Raw genomic sequence first — 16597 nt, forward strand, 5'->3', positions numbered from 1 at the left:
AACACCATGGCGAACAAGACATTCGAGGAGCTCTTCGCCGAGCTCCAGCACAAGGCCGCCAACGGCGACCCCATCACCTCGCGTACCGCGGAACTGGCCGCCCAGGGCGTGCACTCCATCGGTAAGAAGATCGTCGAGGAGGCCGCCGAGGTGTGGATGGCCGCCGAGTACGAGGGAGACGAGCGCACCGCCGAGGAGATCTCGCAGCTCCTCTACCACGTGCAGGTCATGATGATCGCCCGCGGCGTGACCCTCGAAGACGTATACGCTCATCTCTGATCCATCACGCGCCCGCCGGCTCCCGGCCGCGGCCCTCTCTGCTCTCCGGTTTCTCTGATTTCTCCGATCCAGAAGTCTCCGAGCTCCGCACCTCACCCACGCAAAGGAATCACGCACCATGCTGCGCATCGCCGTCCCCAACAAGGGTTCACTCTCCGAGCCTGCGGCGGAGATGCTCCATGAAGCCGGCTACAAGCAGCGCAAGGACCGCCGCGAACTGGTGCTGGTCGACGGCGAGAACGACGTCGAGTTCTTCTTCCTGCGCCCCCGCGACATCGCCGTCTACGTCGGTTCCGGCAAGCTCGACCTCGGCATCACCGGCCGCGACCTGCTGCTGGACTCCGGGGCGAAGGCCGAGGAGATCCTCCAACTCGGCTTCGCGGGCTCGACGTTCCGCTACGCCACGCGCCCCGGCACCGCAAAGGACGTGACCGAGTTCCAGGGCATGACCGTCGCCACGTCCTTCGCCGGCATCGTCTCCAAGCACCTCGCCGACCACGGCGTGGACGCGTCCGTCGTCCACCTCGACGGAGCGGTGGAGACCGCCATCCAGCTCGGTGTCGCCGAAGTGATCGCCGACGTCGTCGAGACGGGCAGCACCCTGCGCAACGCCGGGCTGGAGATCATCAGCGAGCCGATCCTGCACTCCGAAGCCGTCGTCGTACGCGGCACCGACGCCCCCGACGACGACCCGAAGGTCCGGCAGTTCCTCCGCCGCATGCAGGGCGTTCTCGTCGCCCGCCGGTACGTGATGATGGACTACGACATCCGCGCCGAACACCTGGAATCGGCCGTCGCCCTTACCCCGGGGCTCGAATCGCCGACCGTGTCCCCGCTGCACGACCAGGGCTGGGTCGCCGTACGCTCCATGGTGCGTACGAAGGAGGCGCAGCGGATCATGGACGACCTCTACGAGCTGGGCGCCCGCGCCATCCTCACCACCGGCATCCACGCCTGCCGCCTCTGACTCGCCGTGTGTCCTCCAGGAGGGGCCGGATGAACGAACTGCCCGCTCTGCCCGTCACGTTCCGCCCGAAGCGCACGCGCGCCGTCCTCATCACCGTCGGCGTCGCGCTGTTCGCCGTGCTCACCGTCGTCGCCGTGATCCTGCCGGCGACGAGCCCGGGGGAGCGGATCAGCTTCGTCTTCACCGGGCTGCTCTTCCTCGGCGTGCTGCTGCTGCTCTCGCGTCCGCATGTGGCCGCGGACGAGGGCGGACTCACCGTCGTCAACCTGACGACCAAGCGGCGGCTCGAATGGGCGGAAGTGCTCCGGGTCAACCTGCGCCAGGGCGACCCGTGGGTGAGCCTCGACCTCGCCGACGGCACCAGCCTGGCGGCCATGGGCATCCAGCCCGGGATCGCCAAGGAGCGGGCCATCGCCGACGCCGGAGCGCTGCGTGCCCTCGCCGAGAGCCACGGCACCGGGGAGACGGTGCGCTGATGCACTGACAGGCGCCTTCCGCCACGCCCCGCCGTGGGACCGTCACAGCCTGCTGCTGTTCCCGCGGCGGAACCGACTCGTCCGCCCGCGGCCTCTGCCGTACGGCTCATGGACGTGTTTACTCTGGTCGATACGGCGGATCCAGCCGCCCCCATCGCGAACCGCTACCCGAGGAGTGACCACCGTCAGAGATGGACGGATCGCCCTGTAGTACCAGCGCTGTGTCCCCCAGCCACCTCAGGGGAGACACAGCATGACCCTTTCGCTCGCACTCCTCGCCGCCGCCTTCGTTCTGATCCTCGCCAACGGCTTCTTCGTCGCGGCCGAGTTCGGTCTCGTCACCGTCGAGCGGCCCGAGGCCGAACGGGCCGCCGCCCAGGGCGACCGCCGGGCGCGTGCCGTCATCGCGGCCCTGCGTGAACTCTCCTTCCAGCTCTCCGGCACACAGCTCGGCATCACACTCACCTCCCTGGTCGTCGGCATGCTCTGCGAGCCCGCGCTCGCGCATCTGCTGAACGGCCCGCTGACCGCGACGGGCCTGCCCGAGGGAGCCGTGGCCGGCACCGCCGTCACGATAGGCATGTTCGTCGCCTCGGCCGTGCAGATGGTCATCGGCGAACTCGTCCCCAAGAACTGGGCCGTCTCCCGGCCGCTGGCCGTCGCCCGCTTCGTCGCGGGCCCGCAGCGCCTCTTCTCCGGGGCCTTCCGTCCCGTGATCACGCTGCTGAACGCCCTCGCGAACCGCATCGTGCGGGCGTTCGGCGTCGAGCCCGCGGAGGAGCTGGCGTCGGCCCGCACGCCGGGCGAACTGATCTCCCTCGCACGGCACTCGGCTCGTGCCGGAGCCATCGAGCAGGACACCGCGGACCTCTTCGTTCGGACACTCTCGCTGGCCGGCCTGACTGCGCAGCACGTGATGACTCCGCGGGTGCGGGTCAGCGCGCTGCAGAGCGGCGCCACCGCCGAGGACGTCGTCAATCTGACCCGCGCCACGGGCCTCTCCCGCTTCCCCGTCTGCCGCGAACGCCTCGACGAGATCACCGGTACCGCCCACCTCAAGGACGCGCTCGCCGTTCCCGCCCAGGACCGGCTGCGGACCCCCATCGACGACATCACCGCCCCGGCCCTGCTCGTCCCGGAGACGCTGCCCGTACAGCCGCTGCTGGAAAGGCTCCGCAACGAGGCACCCATCGCGGTCGTCGTCGACGAGTACGGCGGCACGGCGGGTGTCGTCACGCTGGAGGACATCGTCGAGGAGTTGGTCGGCGAGGTGCGGGACGAGCACGACCGCGACGATCTGCCCGCGCTCGCCCCCGCAGCACCGGACCCCGAAGGGCGTCCCGCCTGGGACGCCGACGGAGGCTGCCGCGTCGACCTGCTGCGGCGCATCGGCCTCGACGCACCCGAGGGGCCGTACGAGACCGTCGCGGGTCTCGTCGCCGACCGCCTGGGCCGGATTCCGGCGCCCGGCGACACCGCGCACCTTCCCGGCGGCCCCGGAACACCGGGCTGGCAGCTGCGGGTGCGTCTCGTCGACCACCACCGCGCTGAGCGCGTCCGCATCGTTCGGACCGATGAGAACGGGCGGAGCAGCGCGCCGCGCCCGCGGGCCGTGTATGCCGAGAGGAGCACGCTGTGAGCGCCCTCCAACTTCTCTTCGCGGCCCTGCTGGTGCTCGCCAACGGCTTCTTCGTCGGCGCCGAGTTCGCGCTGGTCTCGGTGCGCCGCAGCCAGATCGAACCGCTCGCGGCGGCCGGATCGGCCCGCGCCCGCCGCGTGCTGAGCGGCCTGGAGAACCTGCCGCAGATGATGGCCGCGGCGCAGTTCGGCATCACCGTGTGCTCGCTGACGCTCGGCGCCGTCGCCGAACCGACCATCGCCCACCTGCTGGAGCCCCTCTTCGACGCGGTACGGCTTCCGGAGGCGCTGGTCCACCCCGTGGGCTACGTCGTGGCGCTGGCAGTCGTCGTCGCCTGCCACCTCGTCATCGGCGAGATGGTGCCAAAGAACCTCGCCATGGCGGCACCGGAACGCACCGCCCTGTGGCTGAGCCCCGCGCTCGTGGCCTTCGCCCGGCTGTCGCGGCCGGTGACGGCCGGGCTCGGCAGCTGTTCCAAGGTCGTCCTGCGTCTCTTCCGCGTCGAGCCCAAGGACGAGGTCGAGTCGGCCTTCACCAGCGAGCAGCTCGCCGACCTCCTCGCGGACTCCCGCCAGGCGGGGCTGCTGGACCACGAGGAGCACGAGCGCCTCTCCGACGCCCTCGAACTCGGCTCCCGGCTGGTGACGGACGTGCTCCTCACCAGCGGTTCCCTGGTGACGGTGGGCCCCGGTGTCACACCCCGGGAGGTCGAGGAACTCACCGTGCGCACGGGGTATTCACGCTTCCCGATCTGCGCTCCCGACGGCGCCTTCATGGGCTATCTGCATGTGAAGGACATACTCGACCTGACCGAGGACGACCGCGCCGTACCGCAGCACCTCTGGCGTTCCATGACGACGCTCCGTGCCGAACTGCCCCTGGACGACGCGCTGGCAGCGATGCGAAGCGCCGCCTCGCATCTCGCAGCCGTCGCCGACGCCTCGGGACGGGTGCTCGGCCTGGCGGCGCTGGAGGACGTGCTGGAGATGCTCGTCGGCGAAGTCCACGACCCGGCGCACGAATCGGCGGGCGTCCCGCCGCAACAGCGCAGCGGCGGCGGGCCTTCCGGCTCCACGGGCGCCAATGGTGCGGGCCCTGCCGGTTCACCGGCCTCGCCCGATGCGCGTGAGGCGGCCGGAGAGGCCGCGGGGGAGGAGCAGTCCGTCAGGACAGGGGAGGCGGCGGGTCGGGACGGGGGCCGTCCGGGCCCCGCCCGGAGAGCACCTCACCGTACGCCTGCATGAGGTCCGGCAGCCGCAGCGTGGACAGATCGTCCCGTGTGGGGATGCCGGGGTAGGTGGAGAGGCGCAGATCCCGGTAGGCGCAGCTCTTCTCGTACAGGGTGCGCAGGAAGCGGCCGTTGCCCAGTTCGTCGACCCATCCCTGGTCGACGACGTGGCCGCTGATGCTGCGCATCTCCTCCAGGCTCTCCTCATCCCACACGTCGCCGTTCTCGGCGGCCAGCACCTCGCCGATCGCAGTCAGCTCCAGCGGACGGTAGCTGGGGAAGTCGACGCGCGTCGTGAAGCGTGAGGAGAGGCCCGGGTTGGTGGCCAGCAGCCTGTCCATGCCCTCCCGGTAGCCGGCGAGGATCACCACCAATTGGTCCCGGTTGTCCTCGGCGCGCTTCAGCAGCACCTGCAGCGCCTCGTCGCCGTACGCATCGCCCTTGCTGTAGCCGGAGTTGGACAGGGCGTACGCCTCGTCGACGAAGAGCACACCGCCCATGGCCGAGTCGATGAGCTCGTTCGCCTTCACGGCCGTCTGGCCGAGGAACTCGCCCACGAGATCGGCCCGTTGGGCCTCCACGAGATGGTCGCCGCCCAAGAGTCCCAGCGCGTAGAACGCGCGGCCGAGTATGCGTGCCACTGTTGTCTTGCCCGTGCCGGAGGGGCCCGAGAAGACGAAGTGCCGCTTCGGCGGCTGCACCGGCAGACCCTGGGCCGCGCGCAGCCGGGCCATGTGCAGCTGGGCCGACAGCGCGCGGACCTGCCGCTTGACCGGCTCCAGGCCGACCATCCGCTCCAGCTCGTCCAGCGCCTGCGCGAGCAGCACCGGGTCGGAGGGGCCGGTCAGTACACGGTCGGCCGCGTCGCCGGCGGTATGCGGCACCATCCGGTCCCGTACGGCGTCCGAGTCGACCCGCACCGGCTCCGCCGGATCTCCCGAATCCTCCAGGCGCAGCGCGTCCGCGCCGGGGTCGATGTCCGGGTCGGCGCTCTCCGCCGGGTCCGGCACGCCGGGCCCTCCCAGCCCGTCCCGGCCGGCGCCGGCCGGGACGCCGCCACCGCGACCGGTGTCCGCGGCGGACGCTTCGGCGGCCTCGGCCGGGTCCATCCCGGGATCGCAAGTGGCGTCCATGCCCTCCAGGCCGTCCGGTCCCACCCGGCCGCCGCTGTCGGTGCCCGCGAGAGTGACGGCCGCGGCCAGGTCGCCGGTGTCTGCGAGGCCGTCGCCCTCGGCGATGGTGGTCAGACGCGCGGCGGTGTCCATGAAGGCCGGGTCGATGCGGTGCACCGCGCGGTACAGCGGCAGGGCAGCGGCGCTGCGCCCGGTGCCCTCGCGGGCGCGCGCGAGCCAGTAGCGCAGCTCCTTGCGCTGCGGCTGCTCACTGCGGCAGCGCATCAGGGCGGCGGCCAGCAACGGCTCCGCCTGCCCGTACATCTCCAGGCGCACCCGCGCCATCCCCGCGAAGAGGCCCGCCTCTATGCCCAGCAGGGAGTCGTCGACGAGAGGTTCGGTGTGCGCGACGAGGCGCTCCCAGTCCTTGGCGAGGTACGCCCGGCAGGCGTGCAGGAACCGCACCTGCGGATCGGTCTCCACGGGAGGGCAGTCCGCGAGCGCCCTGTCGAGTTCCGCGACGTGCCGCCCGTCCAGCCAGTGCGACGCGTGCGCAAGCAGCAGATCGCGCTCGCTCTCCAGCACCGGCTGCACCCACCAGCCCAGCCAGTACCAGGAGTTGAGGTTGCGGGCGTGACGTGTGCGCTGCTCACCGAAGCGGTTGCGGTTGTGGTACATGCGCAGCAGGGCCGTCGCCGTGTCCGCGCGCAGCGCGTGCAGGCCCAGCCAGCCGTCGGCCATGCCGGGATCGAGTCGCACCGCCGTGTGGAACTCCTCCTCGGCCTGGGCGTACTGACCCACGGTGTAGGCGTCCACGCCCCGCAGCCAGGCAAGGTCGGCAGGGGTGTGCAGATGCGGGCCACCCTGCGTGCCGTAATCCATCGCGTCCCCCACGAAACGTCCCCCGTCATCCGCCGACGGCCCGCCCGCTCCATCACCGGGGGGCCCTGCACCCCGGGCCCCGGCGCCTGGCAGCCGGATGAGGTGTGGGACGAACGTCCGTACTCCTGGCGGGACTTGAGGCTCGTTGACCCTGGTTTGCCCGATGTCCAGCTTCCCTACGCATCGTACCTGCGCGATCGTCCCGGCCGAAGGGTGGTGCACGCGGTACGGAAGGAGCCCGTGGGAGATATCGGTGCGGGCAGGTTCGGTCACATACGGTGAACCGTGCCGGGCCACACGGGATGCGGTGAGAGCGGAAGAAGACAGAACGAAGCCCCCGATCACGGGGGAACAACCGGGGGCTTCGCGTCTGCAGGCGACCTGTACAGACCGCCTGTTGGAAAAGTAATTCCTGTGAGGCTCCCGGGTCAAGCGGCCCCGGTGGCCGGTAACTGAAGGAGCGGCTGGAAACCCCCAACGGGTCACCGAGCGTGAGGAGTTGGGACTGTCAGCGGCCTCCCGCAGGTCCCTCCCGCACCTCGAATCCCAGCTCTCCCTGACGCACCAAGTAATTCGCAGACGAATACGAGGGGTCCTCCGTGAAATGCGCGTTCTCGCTGCGCATCCACGCCTCCCAGAATTCCGCCAGCGCCTCGCCGTCCCGCTTCCGGCCGCGGCGCCACGCGTCCTGCGGCGCCATGTCCATCCACATCAGACAGGCCAGATGCGGACGCAGGGAGCGACGGCCCGCCCCGACGCCCTCGACGAGGATCACCGGCTCGGGCGGCAGCGGTGTCCACGCGTCCGCGCCGTCGGGGAAGGCGGCCCGCGTCCAGTCGTACGCCGCGTAGTGCGCCGTGCGGCCCTGCGAGAAGGGCGTGAGCACCTGTTCGGTGAGACGTCCGGTCCAGTCGAAGAAGGCGTCGTGACTGGCCAGATCGTCCAGATGCAGTACGGAGGCCCCGCCGAGGGCGGCGGAGAGCCGTCCGGCGAAGGTCGTCTTGCCCGAACCCGCGTGGCCGTCCACGCCGACCAGGCGCACCGTCCCGCACGACGGGGGCAGATCCCGGAGCAGAGCGGCGAACGTGGTGAGAGACCCGTCCGCGCCGGGCGTCCCGCCGGCAGAAGACGAATCAGAAGCGCTGTGCGGCGCGACAGGGAAGCGAGCGCCGGGTATGGAAGGAACCGAGTACTCCGAAGCGCCGGGGGAACGGTCGGGCCTGGACACCCGGCCAGCCTACGGTCACGCCGGTGATGTGCCACCGCGTCGTCATCGCCATTGGTCCACTCCAATATTGGTGCGTGCGTCGCAGCCGGAGCGGTGGCCCGGTGGGCGCCGGAGCGGGGATAGTGGCACTCTGACGCGCACCTGCCGCATGGGAACCGAGGTTGAGGGATCTATGGCCATGAACAGCAGACCCACCACGCGCCGTACCGTACTCGCCGCCGCCGTCGCCGCGGCGGCCATGGCAACCGCCCCGCCCGCCTCGGCGGCAGGGCTGGCCGGCAGGCCCGGCCGAGCGGCAGCCGAAAAGTCGAAGATCTCGCTGCACAGCTGGAACACCAAGCGCGACTGGGAGGCGGGCAAGGCCGAGGGCACGCGTGTGGTCGGGCGTGGCCGCCCCGCCGTCGTCTTCGAGACCCCGCAGGGCACCGCCAAGTACAAGGACCCGCACACCGGCGAGAGCGCCACTTGGGAGTACGCCACCTGGACCTCGCCGCTGCAGTCGGCCGGAGTGACCGCGGGTGAAGTCATCGCCTCGTGGAACGCGCACACGCCGAAGGGCACCTGGCTGCGCGTCGAACTCGAGGGCCGCTACTCGGACGGCACGAAGACGCCCTGGTACACCATGGGGATCTGGACCTCCGGCGACGGCAAGGACGTACCGCGGCGCACTTCCGTCGACGACCAGAGCGACGGCAAGTCCAGCGTGTGGACGGACACTTTCGCCATCGACGACCTCGACAGCGACCTGCGTCTGATCGCCTACAAGCTGCGCGTCACGCTCTACCGGGCACTGGCCAGCGGAGCGAAGCCGGCCGTGTGGCGGCTGAGCGCGATGAGTTCGGACGTTCCCGACCGCTTCGAGGTCCCGGCGTCCAAGCCCGGGCCCGGCCGGGGTATCGAGCTGAAGGTGCCGCGCTTCTCGCAGGAGGTGCACAAAGGCCAGTACCCCGAGTACGACAACGGCGGTGAAGCCTGGTGCAGCCCGACCTCGTCGACGATGATCCTCGAATACTGGGGCCGCACGCCGTCCAAGAAGGACCTGGAGTGGGTCGACCCGACCTTCGCCGACCCGCAGGTGTGCCACGCGGCGCGCCACACCTTCGACTACCAGTACGAGGGTTGCGGCAACTGGCCCTTCAACGCGGCCTACGCGGCGACCTACCGCGACATGGAGTCGGTGGTCACCCGGCTGGGGAGCCTCACCGACGTGGAGAGGCTGGTGGCGGCGGGGATTCCCGTCATCACCTCGCAATCCTTCATCGAGTCGGAGCTGGACGGCGCGGGTTACGGCACGGCCGGACATCTGATGACCGTCATCGGCTTCACGCAGGACGGCGACATCATCGCCAACGATCCGGCCTCCGACGACAACGACGCCGTGCGTCACGTCTACAAGCGCAGGCAGTGGGAGAACATCTGGCTGCGCACCAAGCGCAAGGACGCGGACGGCAAGGTCAAGTCCGGTACGGGCGGCGTGTGTTACCTCTACTTCCCGACGGAGCTTTCCGCAGGTCAGAGGCAGGTTTTGAAGTCTCTCGGCGTGCGCTGACACGCACGAAGGGCCCCTCCCGGCGCTTGAGTTCCAGTGTTCGGGAGGGGCCCTTCGTGTGTCTTCGGAGTCAAGGAATTGCCACTGTCCGCCGGGATCTCTCAGACGCCGGCCAGCTCGCGCACCGTTGCCATGTCGCTGAACGGGAGCAGCCGTCCGCGCACGGCCTGAACAGTCTCGCTGCCTCTTCCCGCGACGAGGACGATGTCGTCGCGACCCGCTACGGACAAGGCGTGGGAGATCGCCTCCCGCCGGTCGGCGAACCGGTCGAACGGGGTGCCGGTCCCGGCGACGCCCGGGACGATCTGGTCGAGGATCGCGTCCGGGTCCTCGTTGCGGGGGTTGTCGGAGGTGAGGACGCAGAGGTCGGAGTAGGTGCCGGCGATCGCGCCCATCTCCGCACGCTTGGTGATGTCCCTGTCGCCGCCGCAGCCGAAGACGGTGATCACGTCGGCGGGCGCGAAGTCCCGGATGGTACTGAGGACTTTGCGTAGCGCGTCCGGGGAGTGGGCGTAGTCCACGATCACGGACGTGCCTCGCGGCGTCTCGTACCGTTCGAACCGGCCGGGGACGGCCGGCATCCGGTCGAGAGCGCCGACGAGTCCTTCGAGTTCGTGACCCAGTGCATGGCAGGCGGCCACGGCCGCCAGCGCGTTGGCGACCGAGAAGCGGCCCGGGACGGGAACCGCCGCCGGGTATTTCCGGCCGTCGTGGTGCAGGGTGAATCGGGTACCGAAGGCGTCCATGACCAGATCGGATGCCCGGTAGTCGGCATCGGCGTCGAGGCCGTACGTCGTCACGGAGCCCGGCATCATCGCGGGGATCGTTGCGCCCACCTGATCGTCGGCATTGACGACGGCGTGACGGCAAAGTCCTTGGAAGAGGCGCATCTTGGCGTCGCGGTAGTTCTCCATCGTGCCGTGGTCGTCCAGGTGGTCCTGGGTCAGGTTGGTGAAGACCCCGATGTCGAGGAACGCATGGTCGACGCGGTGCGTCAGCAGGCCCATCGACGTCGCCTCCAGCACGACGCTCTTGACGCCCCGGTCGCGCATGCGGCCCAGCAGGTACTGGAAGTCCGGCGATTCCGGAGTGGTGAGGACCGAGCGCGGCATCGGGATCAGCTCGTCGCCGATCCGGCTGCCCGACGTGCCGATGACGCCCGCTTTGGTGTCTCCGGCGATTCGCAGCAGGGACTCGATCATGTACGACACGGACGTCTTACCGTTGGTGCCGGTGACCGCCACCATGTCCATCTCGCGGCCGGGCTCGCCGTGATAGCGCGAGGTGACGAGGGCCGCTGCGGTACGGGCATCGGGCACGCGGACGACGCAGACGTCAGGGCCGGCGAGGGTGTCCTGCTGCGTGGCCGCGTCGCCCCGTGCCGCGCCGGCTTGAACGAGCAGCGCCGCCGCGCCGCGTGCGACGGCCGTGTCCGTGAGCTCCGGGCCACCTTCCAGATGCTGGGGCACCGCGATGAACAGCGCCCCCGGTGCGACCCGTTGCGCCTCGAAGTGCACACCCGCGGTGATCTCCGTCGACGGATCGCCCTGAAGCACCTGGTGGTCATGTCCGGACAGCAGTTCGTTCAGCTTCACGGGGCCCCTTCGAGGGTCTGGGCAGCGCGGCTTGGTCGCCGGCAGGCGGCAGTGGTCGACAAACCGGTGTCGAGTGATGCGCGCGCGGATGGAGGCGGACGCGGATGGGCGCGCACGCGGTGGAGAGAGGGATGAAGACGCGGGTGAGTGGAGCGCTTTCGGACGGGCTCCGGAGCCGTAAGCCGGTGCTGGGCGCTAGCCGTGGCCGTGCAGCGCCCTGCAGCCGTTCCTGCGCGGCTCGGCGTTGCCGTCGGCCGGGGTCGGCGCGACGGTGACACTGGCGGCGAGGGTCGTGCGCAGCGAGTGAGGGTCCTGTGCGAGGCGCTTCCTCACCGTGCGTACGCAGTCCATACGGTGAGTGTACAGGCCTGATCCCGAACAGCCGGACCGACAGCGGGACCTGGCGGCCCCCGGGAGGGTGCCCCCTCACGGGTCGGCTCGTCCTCGGACCCGGATTCCCGCGCGGGCGGCGGCACTTGGCGCCACCCGCGCGGCTGGTCCGGCGCCGGGGATCCGCGCGGCCGGACAGCGGCCGCACAGGACCTGGCCCTGGACCTGATCAGCCGCGTGCGGGCGCGTGTGAGATCCGCCGCAGCGACGGACGGGATCGACCAACGTGGGGCAGCATCGGCTCAGTTGATCCGGTGAGACGAACGGGGTGGGGGACACCAGTGCTGACGAACTCGGTGGGTGCGGGCGGGACATGGCGCCACACGGACAGGGAAGACCTTTGTCCCACCCCGGTCGTGGGAACTCACCCCCGACAGGCGTGTGCGCTCGGTGAATGACTCACGTGTCGGTCCGGGACGAAGGAGCGTGGTGACGGCCGGCATCTCGGCGGCGGCCGGAGGGATCGCCGGAAGCGGCCGGAGTCGCGGGCCCCATCGGGCGGCGGGACGTGGCGTTCCCGAGCCCGTGTCCTTTCTCCGCACGTCCTGGTCGAGGGACCCGTTCGCCCGGGGCTCGTACTCCTTCCTCGCCCCGAGCGGTCTCGGCCCGAAGGCGCGGATACTGCTCGCCGCACCCCTGAACGGACGTCTCCACTTCGCGGGGGAGGCCTGCTCGTCCGAGGCTCCGGCCACCGCCCACGGCGCGCTGGAGAGCGGAAGGCGTGCCGCCGCGGAGATCATCCGCAGCGACCGTGCTGGGCGGCGCGTTGTGGTGATCGGTGCGGGCTTCGCAGGCCTGGGCTGCGCCCGCGAACTGGCGGACGAGGGCTTCGAGGTGACCGTCCTGGAGGCCCGTGACCGTGTCGGCGGCCGCGTCCGGACCCGGCGGATCGGCGGCGTCCCCGCCGAGATGGGTGCCTCCTGGATACACGGCTCCCAGGGCAACGTGATGACGCGTGTACTGCGGCAGAGCGGTGGCCGTGGACGCGAGTTCGACTACGACAGCGTCACCGGACGCGATGCCGCGGCCGTGGCCGAACTCGGGCGTCACCGCAGGAGACTCGACGACGTGGAAGAGCCGGACACCACTCCGGTCTCGGCGATCCTTCCCCGGTCGCCCTCCGCCGCCCTGCGGTACGCGGCCAACGTCCACTACACCCAGGAGTACGCCGCCGACCCCGACCGGCTCGCCGTGAGCGCGGAGTGGGAGGGCCGTGAGCTGCGCGGACCCGATCTGCTGCTGCCGGAGGGCTACGACCGTCTGATCGCCCAGGTCCGCGGCGAACTTCCCGTCCGCACGGGGGCCGTCGTGACGTCGGTGCGTCACAACTCCGCCGAAGTCGCGGTCAGGGTGAGGAACGGTCCGGAGGTCGGGGCCGACCATGCCGTGGTCACCGTGCCGATCGGCGTGCTCAAGGCTGGAACGCTCGCGTTCGACCCGCCTCTGCCGCCGGTGAAGTCACAGGCCGTCGAAGCGCTCGGCAGCGGCTTGCTCGACAAGCTCTGGCTGGAGTTCCCCTATGTCTTCTGGGACCGGAACGTCGATGTCATCGAGTTCTTCGACCAGGAGGAACCGGGGCTGTGGTCCTGGTGGGTCAACGGCTGGAAGGCCTTCGGCGAACCCGTGCTCCTGGGCTTCAACGCGGGCAGAGCGGCCCATCGTCTGGCCGGGGCCTCCGACGAGGCGGTACTCGCCAGCTGCACGAAGGCCCTCAGAGGCATGCGCGGGTAACGCGGCCACGCCTCATGCGGACCGGCCCGGTGAAGGACCGGGACCGCTCTTCTCGACTACGTCCACGGCAGGGTGGCCCTGTGCTGCCAGTACGCTGTCGCCGTCTCCGCCATGGACGACAGCCCCTCCACGTCGTCTGGCGTCAGATGGGCGTCGGACGCCGAGGTGTTGTCGTCGAGCTGGCCCGTCGTGGCGGCGCCGGAGAGGACGATGCCGGCCCAGGGCTGATGCAGGACGGCGGCCAGGGCCAGGGCGTCGGCGGTGGTGTCGCTCTCCGTCGCGAGACGGCCGAGGGGTGAGTCCGCCGCCTCCTGCACGAGACGGCCGTTGGCGAGGGCTTCCTTGACGATCACGGTGCGTCCCGCGTCGTGCGCCTCGGCGAGCGCGGGCCCGGCCGAGGGCTCCAGCAGGTTGTACGTGGCCTGGACGCTGGAGAAGAGCGGGACGCCCTCCGCCTCGACCGAGAGCGCCGCGCGGATGGCGGCCGCCTGTTCGGGCCCGCTCGTGGACAGTCCGATGGTGACGCCCTCGGCGGCGAGACCGGCGAGCTCGTCCTGCAGCGCGCGATCGGTGAGGACGGGGCTGCCGGGCGTCACGGAGTGGACCTGGTACAGGTCGAGGCGGTTGCCGAGAAGATGCCGCGTCTCGGCCAGTTGCCGCTCGAAGGTGGCCCGGCTGTGGTCCTTGACCTCGTGCACCTTCGCGTCCGTGCGCCACTCGCCGGTGTACGTGTAGCCCCACTTGCTGCCGATCACGACGTCGTCGCTCCGGGGCCGGCTCCGCAGCCACTCGGCAAGGAATTCCTCCGACCTGCCGTAGGAGCGGGCCACGTCGAAGTACCGCACCCCGTGGGCGTATGCCGCGTCGAGGACTTCGTGGGAGCGGCTCTCCATCGTCTCGACCGTCCGGTCGGCGGGCAGATCCGACTCCCGTCCCAGGGTGATGTAGGCGGGACGGCCGAGAGCGGCCAGGCCGAGCCCGATCCGGGTGGCCGGGGTGGCGGCGGGAAGGTCGAAAGGCACGGTCGGCAATCCTCCGGTGAGCTGGTCCGGGCCGGGCGGCGTCACCGTACCCGAATTCAAGCTGTGGTCCTCTGGACGCGGCCGCCGTCGCCCGACGCTGTCCCGGAGCTGCCGCAACTGTGAGCGGAGAGTGGGCACTTCGGCGCCTCGCCGCCGCCGTCGGACTCCGGGCCCTGGCGCGGTACGGCTCGCGCCGCCTGTTCCCGGGCCGGCGGGCCACACCTTGCCCTGTGCGCGGATTGGACCGTACCAATACAGGGAAGTGTGTGCTCGTGAGGATGTCCTTCGTCAGATCAGCGCTCGCACTTGCCCTGGTGGCGGTCCTGGCGGGTGCTTCGATGCCCGAGCCGCAAGTGCCCCGGTCCGGGCATCGCCCAGCGGCCCAACTGCCCGTCCGCGCCGCCGCGCACACCGCGGGCAGCCAGGAACCCCGCGCCGCCGTCCCGCCCGTGGAGGACTGGGAGCCTCCGCTCAGCACGCGGGGCCGGTACGTCGTCGACGCCAAGGGGGAGCGGTTCAAGCTGCGCTCCGGCAACTGGCACGGCGCGAGCGGCACGTGGACCGGATCGGGCAGTCCCGACGACCCCGCGAACAACCACGCGGGAGAGAAGTCCGACCGTATGCCGCTGGGACTGGACCGCGCGCCGATGCCGGAGATCGTCTCGGGGTTCCTCGAACTCGGGCTCAACAGCGTCCGTCTGCCGTTCTCCAACGAGATGATCCATGACGAACGTCCGGTCGCGGACGCCTCGGTGGCGGCCAATCCGGCGCTGAAGGGTAAGACCCCCCTCCAGGTCTACGACGCGGCGGTCGAAGCGCTCTCCGACGCCGGCCTCGCGGTGATCCTCAACAACCACACGAACACCACGCGCTGGTGCTGCGGCGTCGACGGCAACGAGCGCTGGAACAGCGCCCAGAGCACCGAGAAGTGGGAGAGCGACTGGCTGTTCATGGCCCGCCGCTACCGCGACAACCCGCGCGTCGCCGGCGCCGACCTCTACAACGAGGTGCGTCGCTCCGTGCTGGACGACCCCAACTGGGGCCTCGGCGACCGGCATGACTGGTTCGCCGCGTCACAGCGCGTCGGAGACCGCATCCTCCAGGAGGTGAACGAGAACCTTCTCGTGATCGTCGAAGGGATCAACTGGACCGGGCTTCCCGTGGACGGACTCCCGCACGGCCGGCCCACCCTCGAGCCCGTCCAGCGCCTCTCCCACACGCTCGTGCGCTCCGGGAAGCTCGTCTACTCGGCCCACTTCTACGGCTACACGGGCCCGAATCACAGCGGCGCCACCGGCATCGGCGAGACCTCCGACCCCCGCTACCGCGACTTCGGCCGCGACGAGTTGTACGACGTCCTGCGGCGGCAGGCCTTCTACGTCGCCTCGCAGCAGGACCAGCACTTCACCGCGCCCGTGTGGATCAGCGAGTTCGGGGTCGGCGGCCGGGACGAGACCGGCGCGAAGGAGCGGGCGTGGTTCGAGAACTTCGTCGACTTCCTCGTCGAGGCGGATGCGGACTTCGGCTACTGGCCGCTCGTCGGCTGGCACGAGGACAGGAAGGGCAACGGATGGGCGCTGCTGCGGTGGGACTCGGCCGGGCGGCGCATCGGGGTCTTCGACGGAGACGACTGGCGTGCCGGGGCCTGGAGCCGGCTGGTGGGCACGCCGGGCCGGTCGGGCGAGGTGGCGCCTGTGGACCGCTGGTCGATGCTGAGCCCGGACCACGGTGACTTCGTCCAGTCCCTGCGGATGCGGCAACTGCCCGACTGGGACGAGGGGGCGCGGAAGGCGGCCTGCCCGGACGGCCAGCGCCTCGCCGGGCTCAGCCATTCCGGCAACCGCGGCCTGTGCACCGACGCCGGGGCGCGCGGACTGTCCGCAGCGGACGGTGGCCATGCGGTGGTGCGCGACGAACGGCACGTCGAGCCCGGTCGTGACTGGGCACCCGGCCACACCAAGTTCCAGTGCCCACCGGGCCAGTTCCTGACCGGGTACAGCGTGCGGGGAGCGGCGGTCTCGGCCGCGCTGTGCTCCGAGGCGCGGGAGAGCCTGGGCGGGGGCGACCGGGCGGTGTGGTTCGACCGTTCCGACAACCGGCCGCCCGGCGCCCGGGGAGGGGACTTCGCCCACGGGCACTACAAGGGGCAGTGCGCGGACGACGAGTACGCGGCCGGCATCGCATGGACCGGCCGTGCGGGCTCCTCCGGTGCGCCCGACGCGCTCCTGTGCCGAAAGCTGAACTGAGCGACTGAGCGGGAGCCTGGGAGGTCATCTCACCCTGTGGGCACATCCGTTCGGCCAGCGACCGAGCAACGCCCCGCCCGGGCGGGGTCTGCGGCCGTCCCGTTGTCCTGCGCCGACGCTGGCCCTTCGTGCAGGCCCTGTGGTACCACGCCAGCGGGTCCGGAACGCGGGCCTCCGCAAACTCGGTCCGTCCGGGCTGTCCAGCCGGAGCGGTTGAAGCCACACCCGGCCCTCCCGGACCATCCAACAACTT

At 70.7% G+C, this 16597-nt stretch carries 13 protein-coding genes; 8 read left to right on the forward strand and 5 right to left on the reverse strand.

Going from position 1 to position 16597, the window contains the following annotated elements; translation table 11 throughout:
• Nucleotides 1-6: 6 nt before the first annotated feature.
• From I004_RS0113675 to I004_RS0113695, 5 genes are all read left to right on the forward strand, one after another.
• A complete protein-coding gene (locus tag I004_RS0113675) occupies nt 7-279 on the forward strand; it encodes a phosphoribosyl-ATP diphosphatase (RefSeq protein ID WP_028435962.1) in 273 nt (90 codons plus the stop codon).
• A gap of 118 nt (nt 280-397) precedes the next feature.
• Nucleotides 398-1246: an ATP phosphoribosyltransferase gene (gene hisG / locus I004_RS0113680; protein ID WP_028435963.1), complete on the forward strand. Its 849-nt coding sequence runs from the start codon at nt 398-400 to the stop codon at nt 1244-1246.
• Between the two features lie 29 nt (nt 1247-1275).
• Nucleotides 1276-1722: a PH domain-containing protein gene (locus tag I004_RS0113685; protein ID WP_037976108.1), complete on the forward strand. Its 447-nt coding sequence runs from the start codon at nt 1276-1278 to the stop codon at nt 1720-1722.
• A 253-nt stretch (nt 1723-1975) separates the two neighbouring features.
• Nucleotides 1976-3361, forward strand: a complete 1386-nt coding sequence (locus I004_RS0113690; protein ID WP_028435965.1) for a hemolysin family protein — start codon at nt 1976-1978, stop codon at nt 3359-3361.
• Nucleotides 3358-4605 (forward strand): hemolysin family protein, encoded by a 1248-nt coding sequence (locus tag I004_RS0113695; protein WP_028435966.1) that lies wholly within the window; start codon nt 3358-3360, stop codon nt 4603-4605. The genes I004_RS0113690 and I004_RS0113695 overlap by 4 nt, the downstream gene beginning before the upstream one ends.
• Here I004_RS0113695 and I004_RS0113700 read toward each other — a convergent pair.
• Both I004_RS0113700 and I004_RS33815 read right to left on the reverse strand, forming a co-directional pair.
• Entirely contained in the window at nt 4526-6583 is a 2058-nt protein-coding gene (locus I004_RS0113700) for an AAA family ATPase (RefSeq protein ID WP_028435967.1), read from the reverse strand. The genes I004_RS0113695 and I004_RS0113700 overlap by 80 nt on opposite strands.
• A gap of 508 nt (nt 6584-7091) precedes the next feature.
• On the reverse strand, nt 7092-7658 hold the full coding sequence (locus I004_RS33815) for a hypothetical protein (protein WP_078511191.1): 567 nt from the start codon (nt 7656-7658) through the stop codon (nt 7092-7094).
• 331 nt (nt 7659-7989) lie between these two features.
• Between I004_RS33815 and I004_RS0113710 the strand changes: the two genes are divergently transcribed.
• Nucleotides 7990-9360 (forward strand): peptidase C39 family protein, encoded by a 1371-nt coding sequence (locus I004_RS0113710; RefSeq protein ID WP_028435968.1) that lies wholly within the window; start codon nt 7990-7992, stop codon nt 9358-9360.
• Between the two features lie 101 nt (nt 9361-9461).
• On the opposite strand, the gene I004_RS0113715 is transcribed toward I004_RS0113710, so the two are convergent.
• Both I004_RS0113715 and I004_RS39480 read right to left on the reverse strand, forming a co-directional pair.
• Nucleotides 9462-10955 carry a UDP-N-acetylmuramoyl-L-alanyl-D-glutamate--2,6-diaminopimelate ligase gene (locus tag I004_RS0113715; RefSeq protein ID WP_028435969.1) on the reverse strand — a complete coding sequence of 498 codons (1494 nt, stop codon included), beginning with the start codon at nt 10953-10955 and terminating at the stop codon, nt 9462-9464.
• A gap of 195 nt (nt 10956-11150) precedes the next feature.
• Nucleotides 11151-11306 carry a hypothetical protein gene (locus I004_RS39480; protein ID WP_158677035.1) on the reverse strand — a complete coding sequence of 52 codons (156 nt, stop codon included), beginning with the start codon at nt 11304-11306 and terminating at the stop codon, nt 11151-11153.
• A gap of 468 nt (nt 11307-11774) precedes the next feature.
• On the opposite strand from I004_RS39480, the gene I004_RS0113725 reads away from it, so the two are divergent.
• Nucleotides 11775-13076, forward strand: coding sequence for a flavin monoamine oxidase family protein (locus I004_RS0113725; protein WP_486579985.1), 1302 nt, complete (start codon nt 11775-11777; stop codon nt 13074-13076).
• 56 nt (nt 13077-13132) lie between these two features.
• Here I004_RS0113725 and I004_RS0113730 read toward each other — a convergent pair whose 3' ends face one another.
• Nucleotides 13133-14098 carry an aldo/keto reductase gene (locus tag I004_RS0113730; RefSeq protein WP_037976216.1) on the reverse strand — a complete coding sequence of 322 codons (966 nt, stop codon included), beginning with the start codon at nt 14096-14098 and terminating at the stop codon, nt 13133-13135.
• A 278-nt stretch (nt 14099-14376) separates the two neighbouring features.
• Here I004_RS0113730 and I004_RS0113735 point away from each other — a divergent pair, with 278 nt between their 5' ends.
• Nucleotides 14377-16344, forward strand: coding sequence for a cellulase family glycosylhydrolase (locus I004_RS0113735; protein ID WP_037976110.1), 1968 nt, complete (start codon nt 14377-14379; stop codon nt 16342-16344).
• Nucleotides 16345-16597: the final 253 nt, after the last annotated feature.

The sequence above is a fragment of the Streptomyces sp. TAA486 genome (assembly GCF_000426165.1).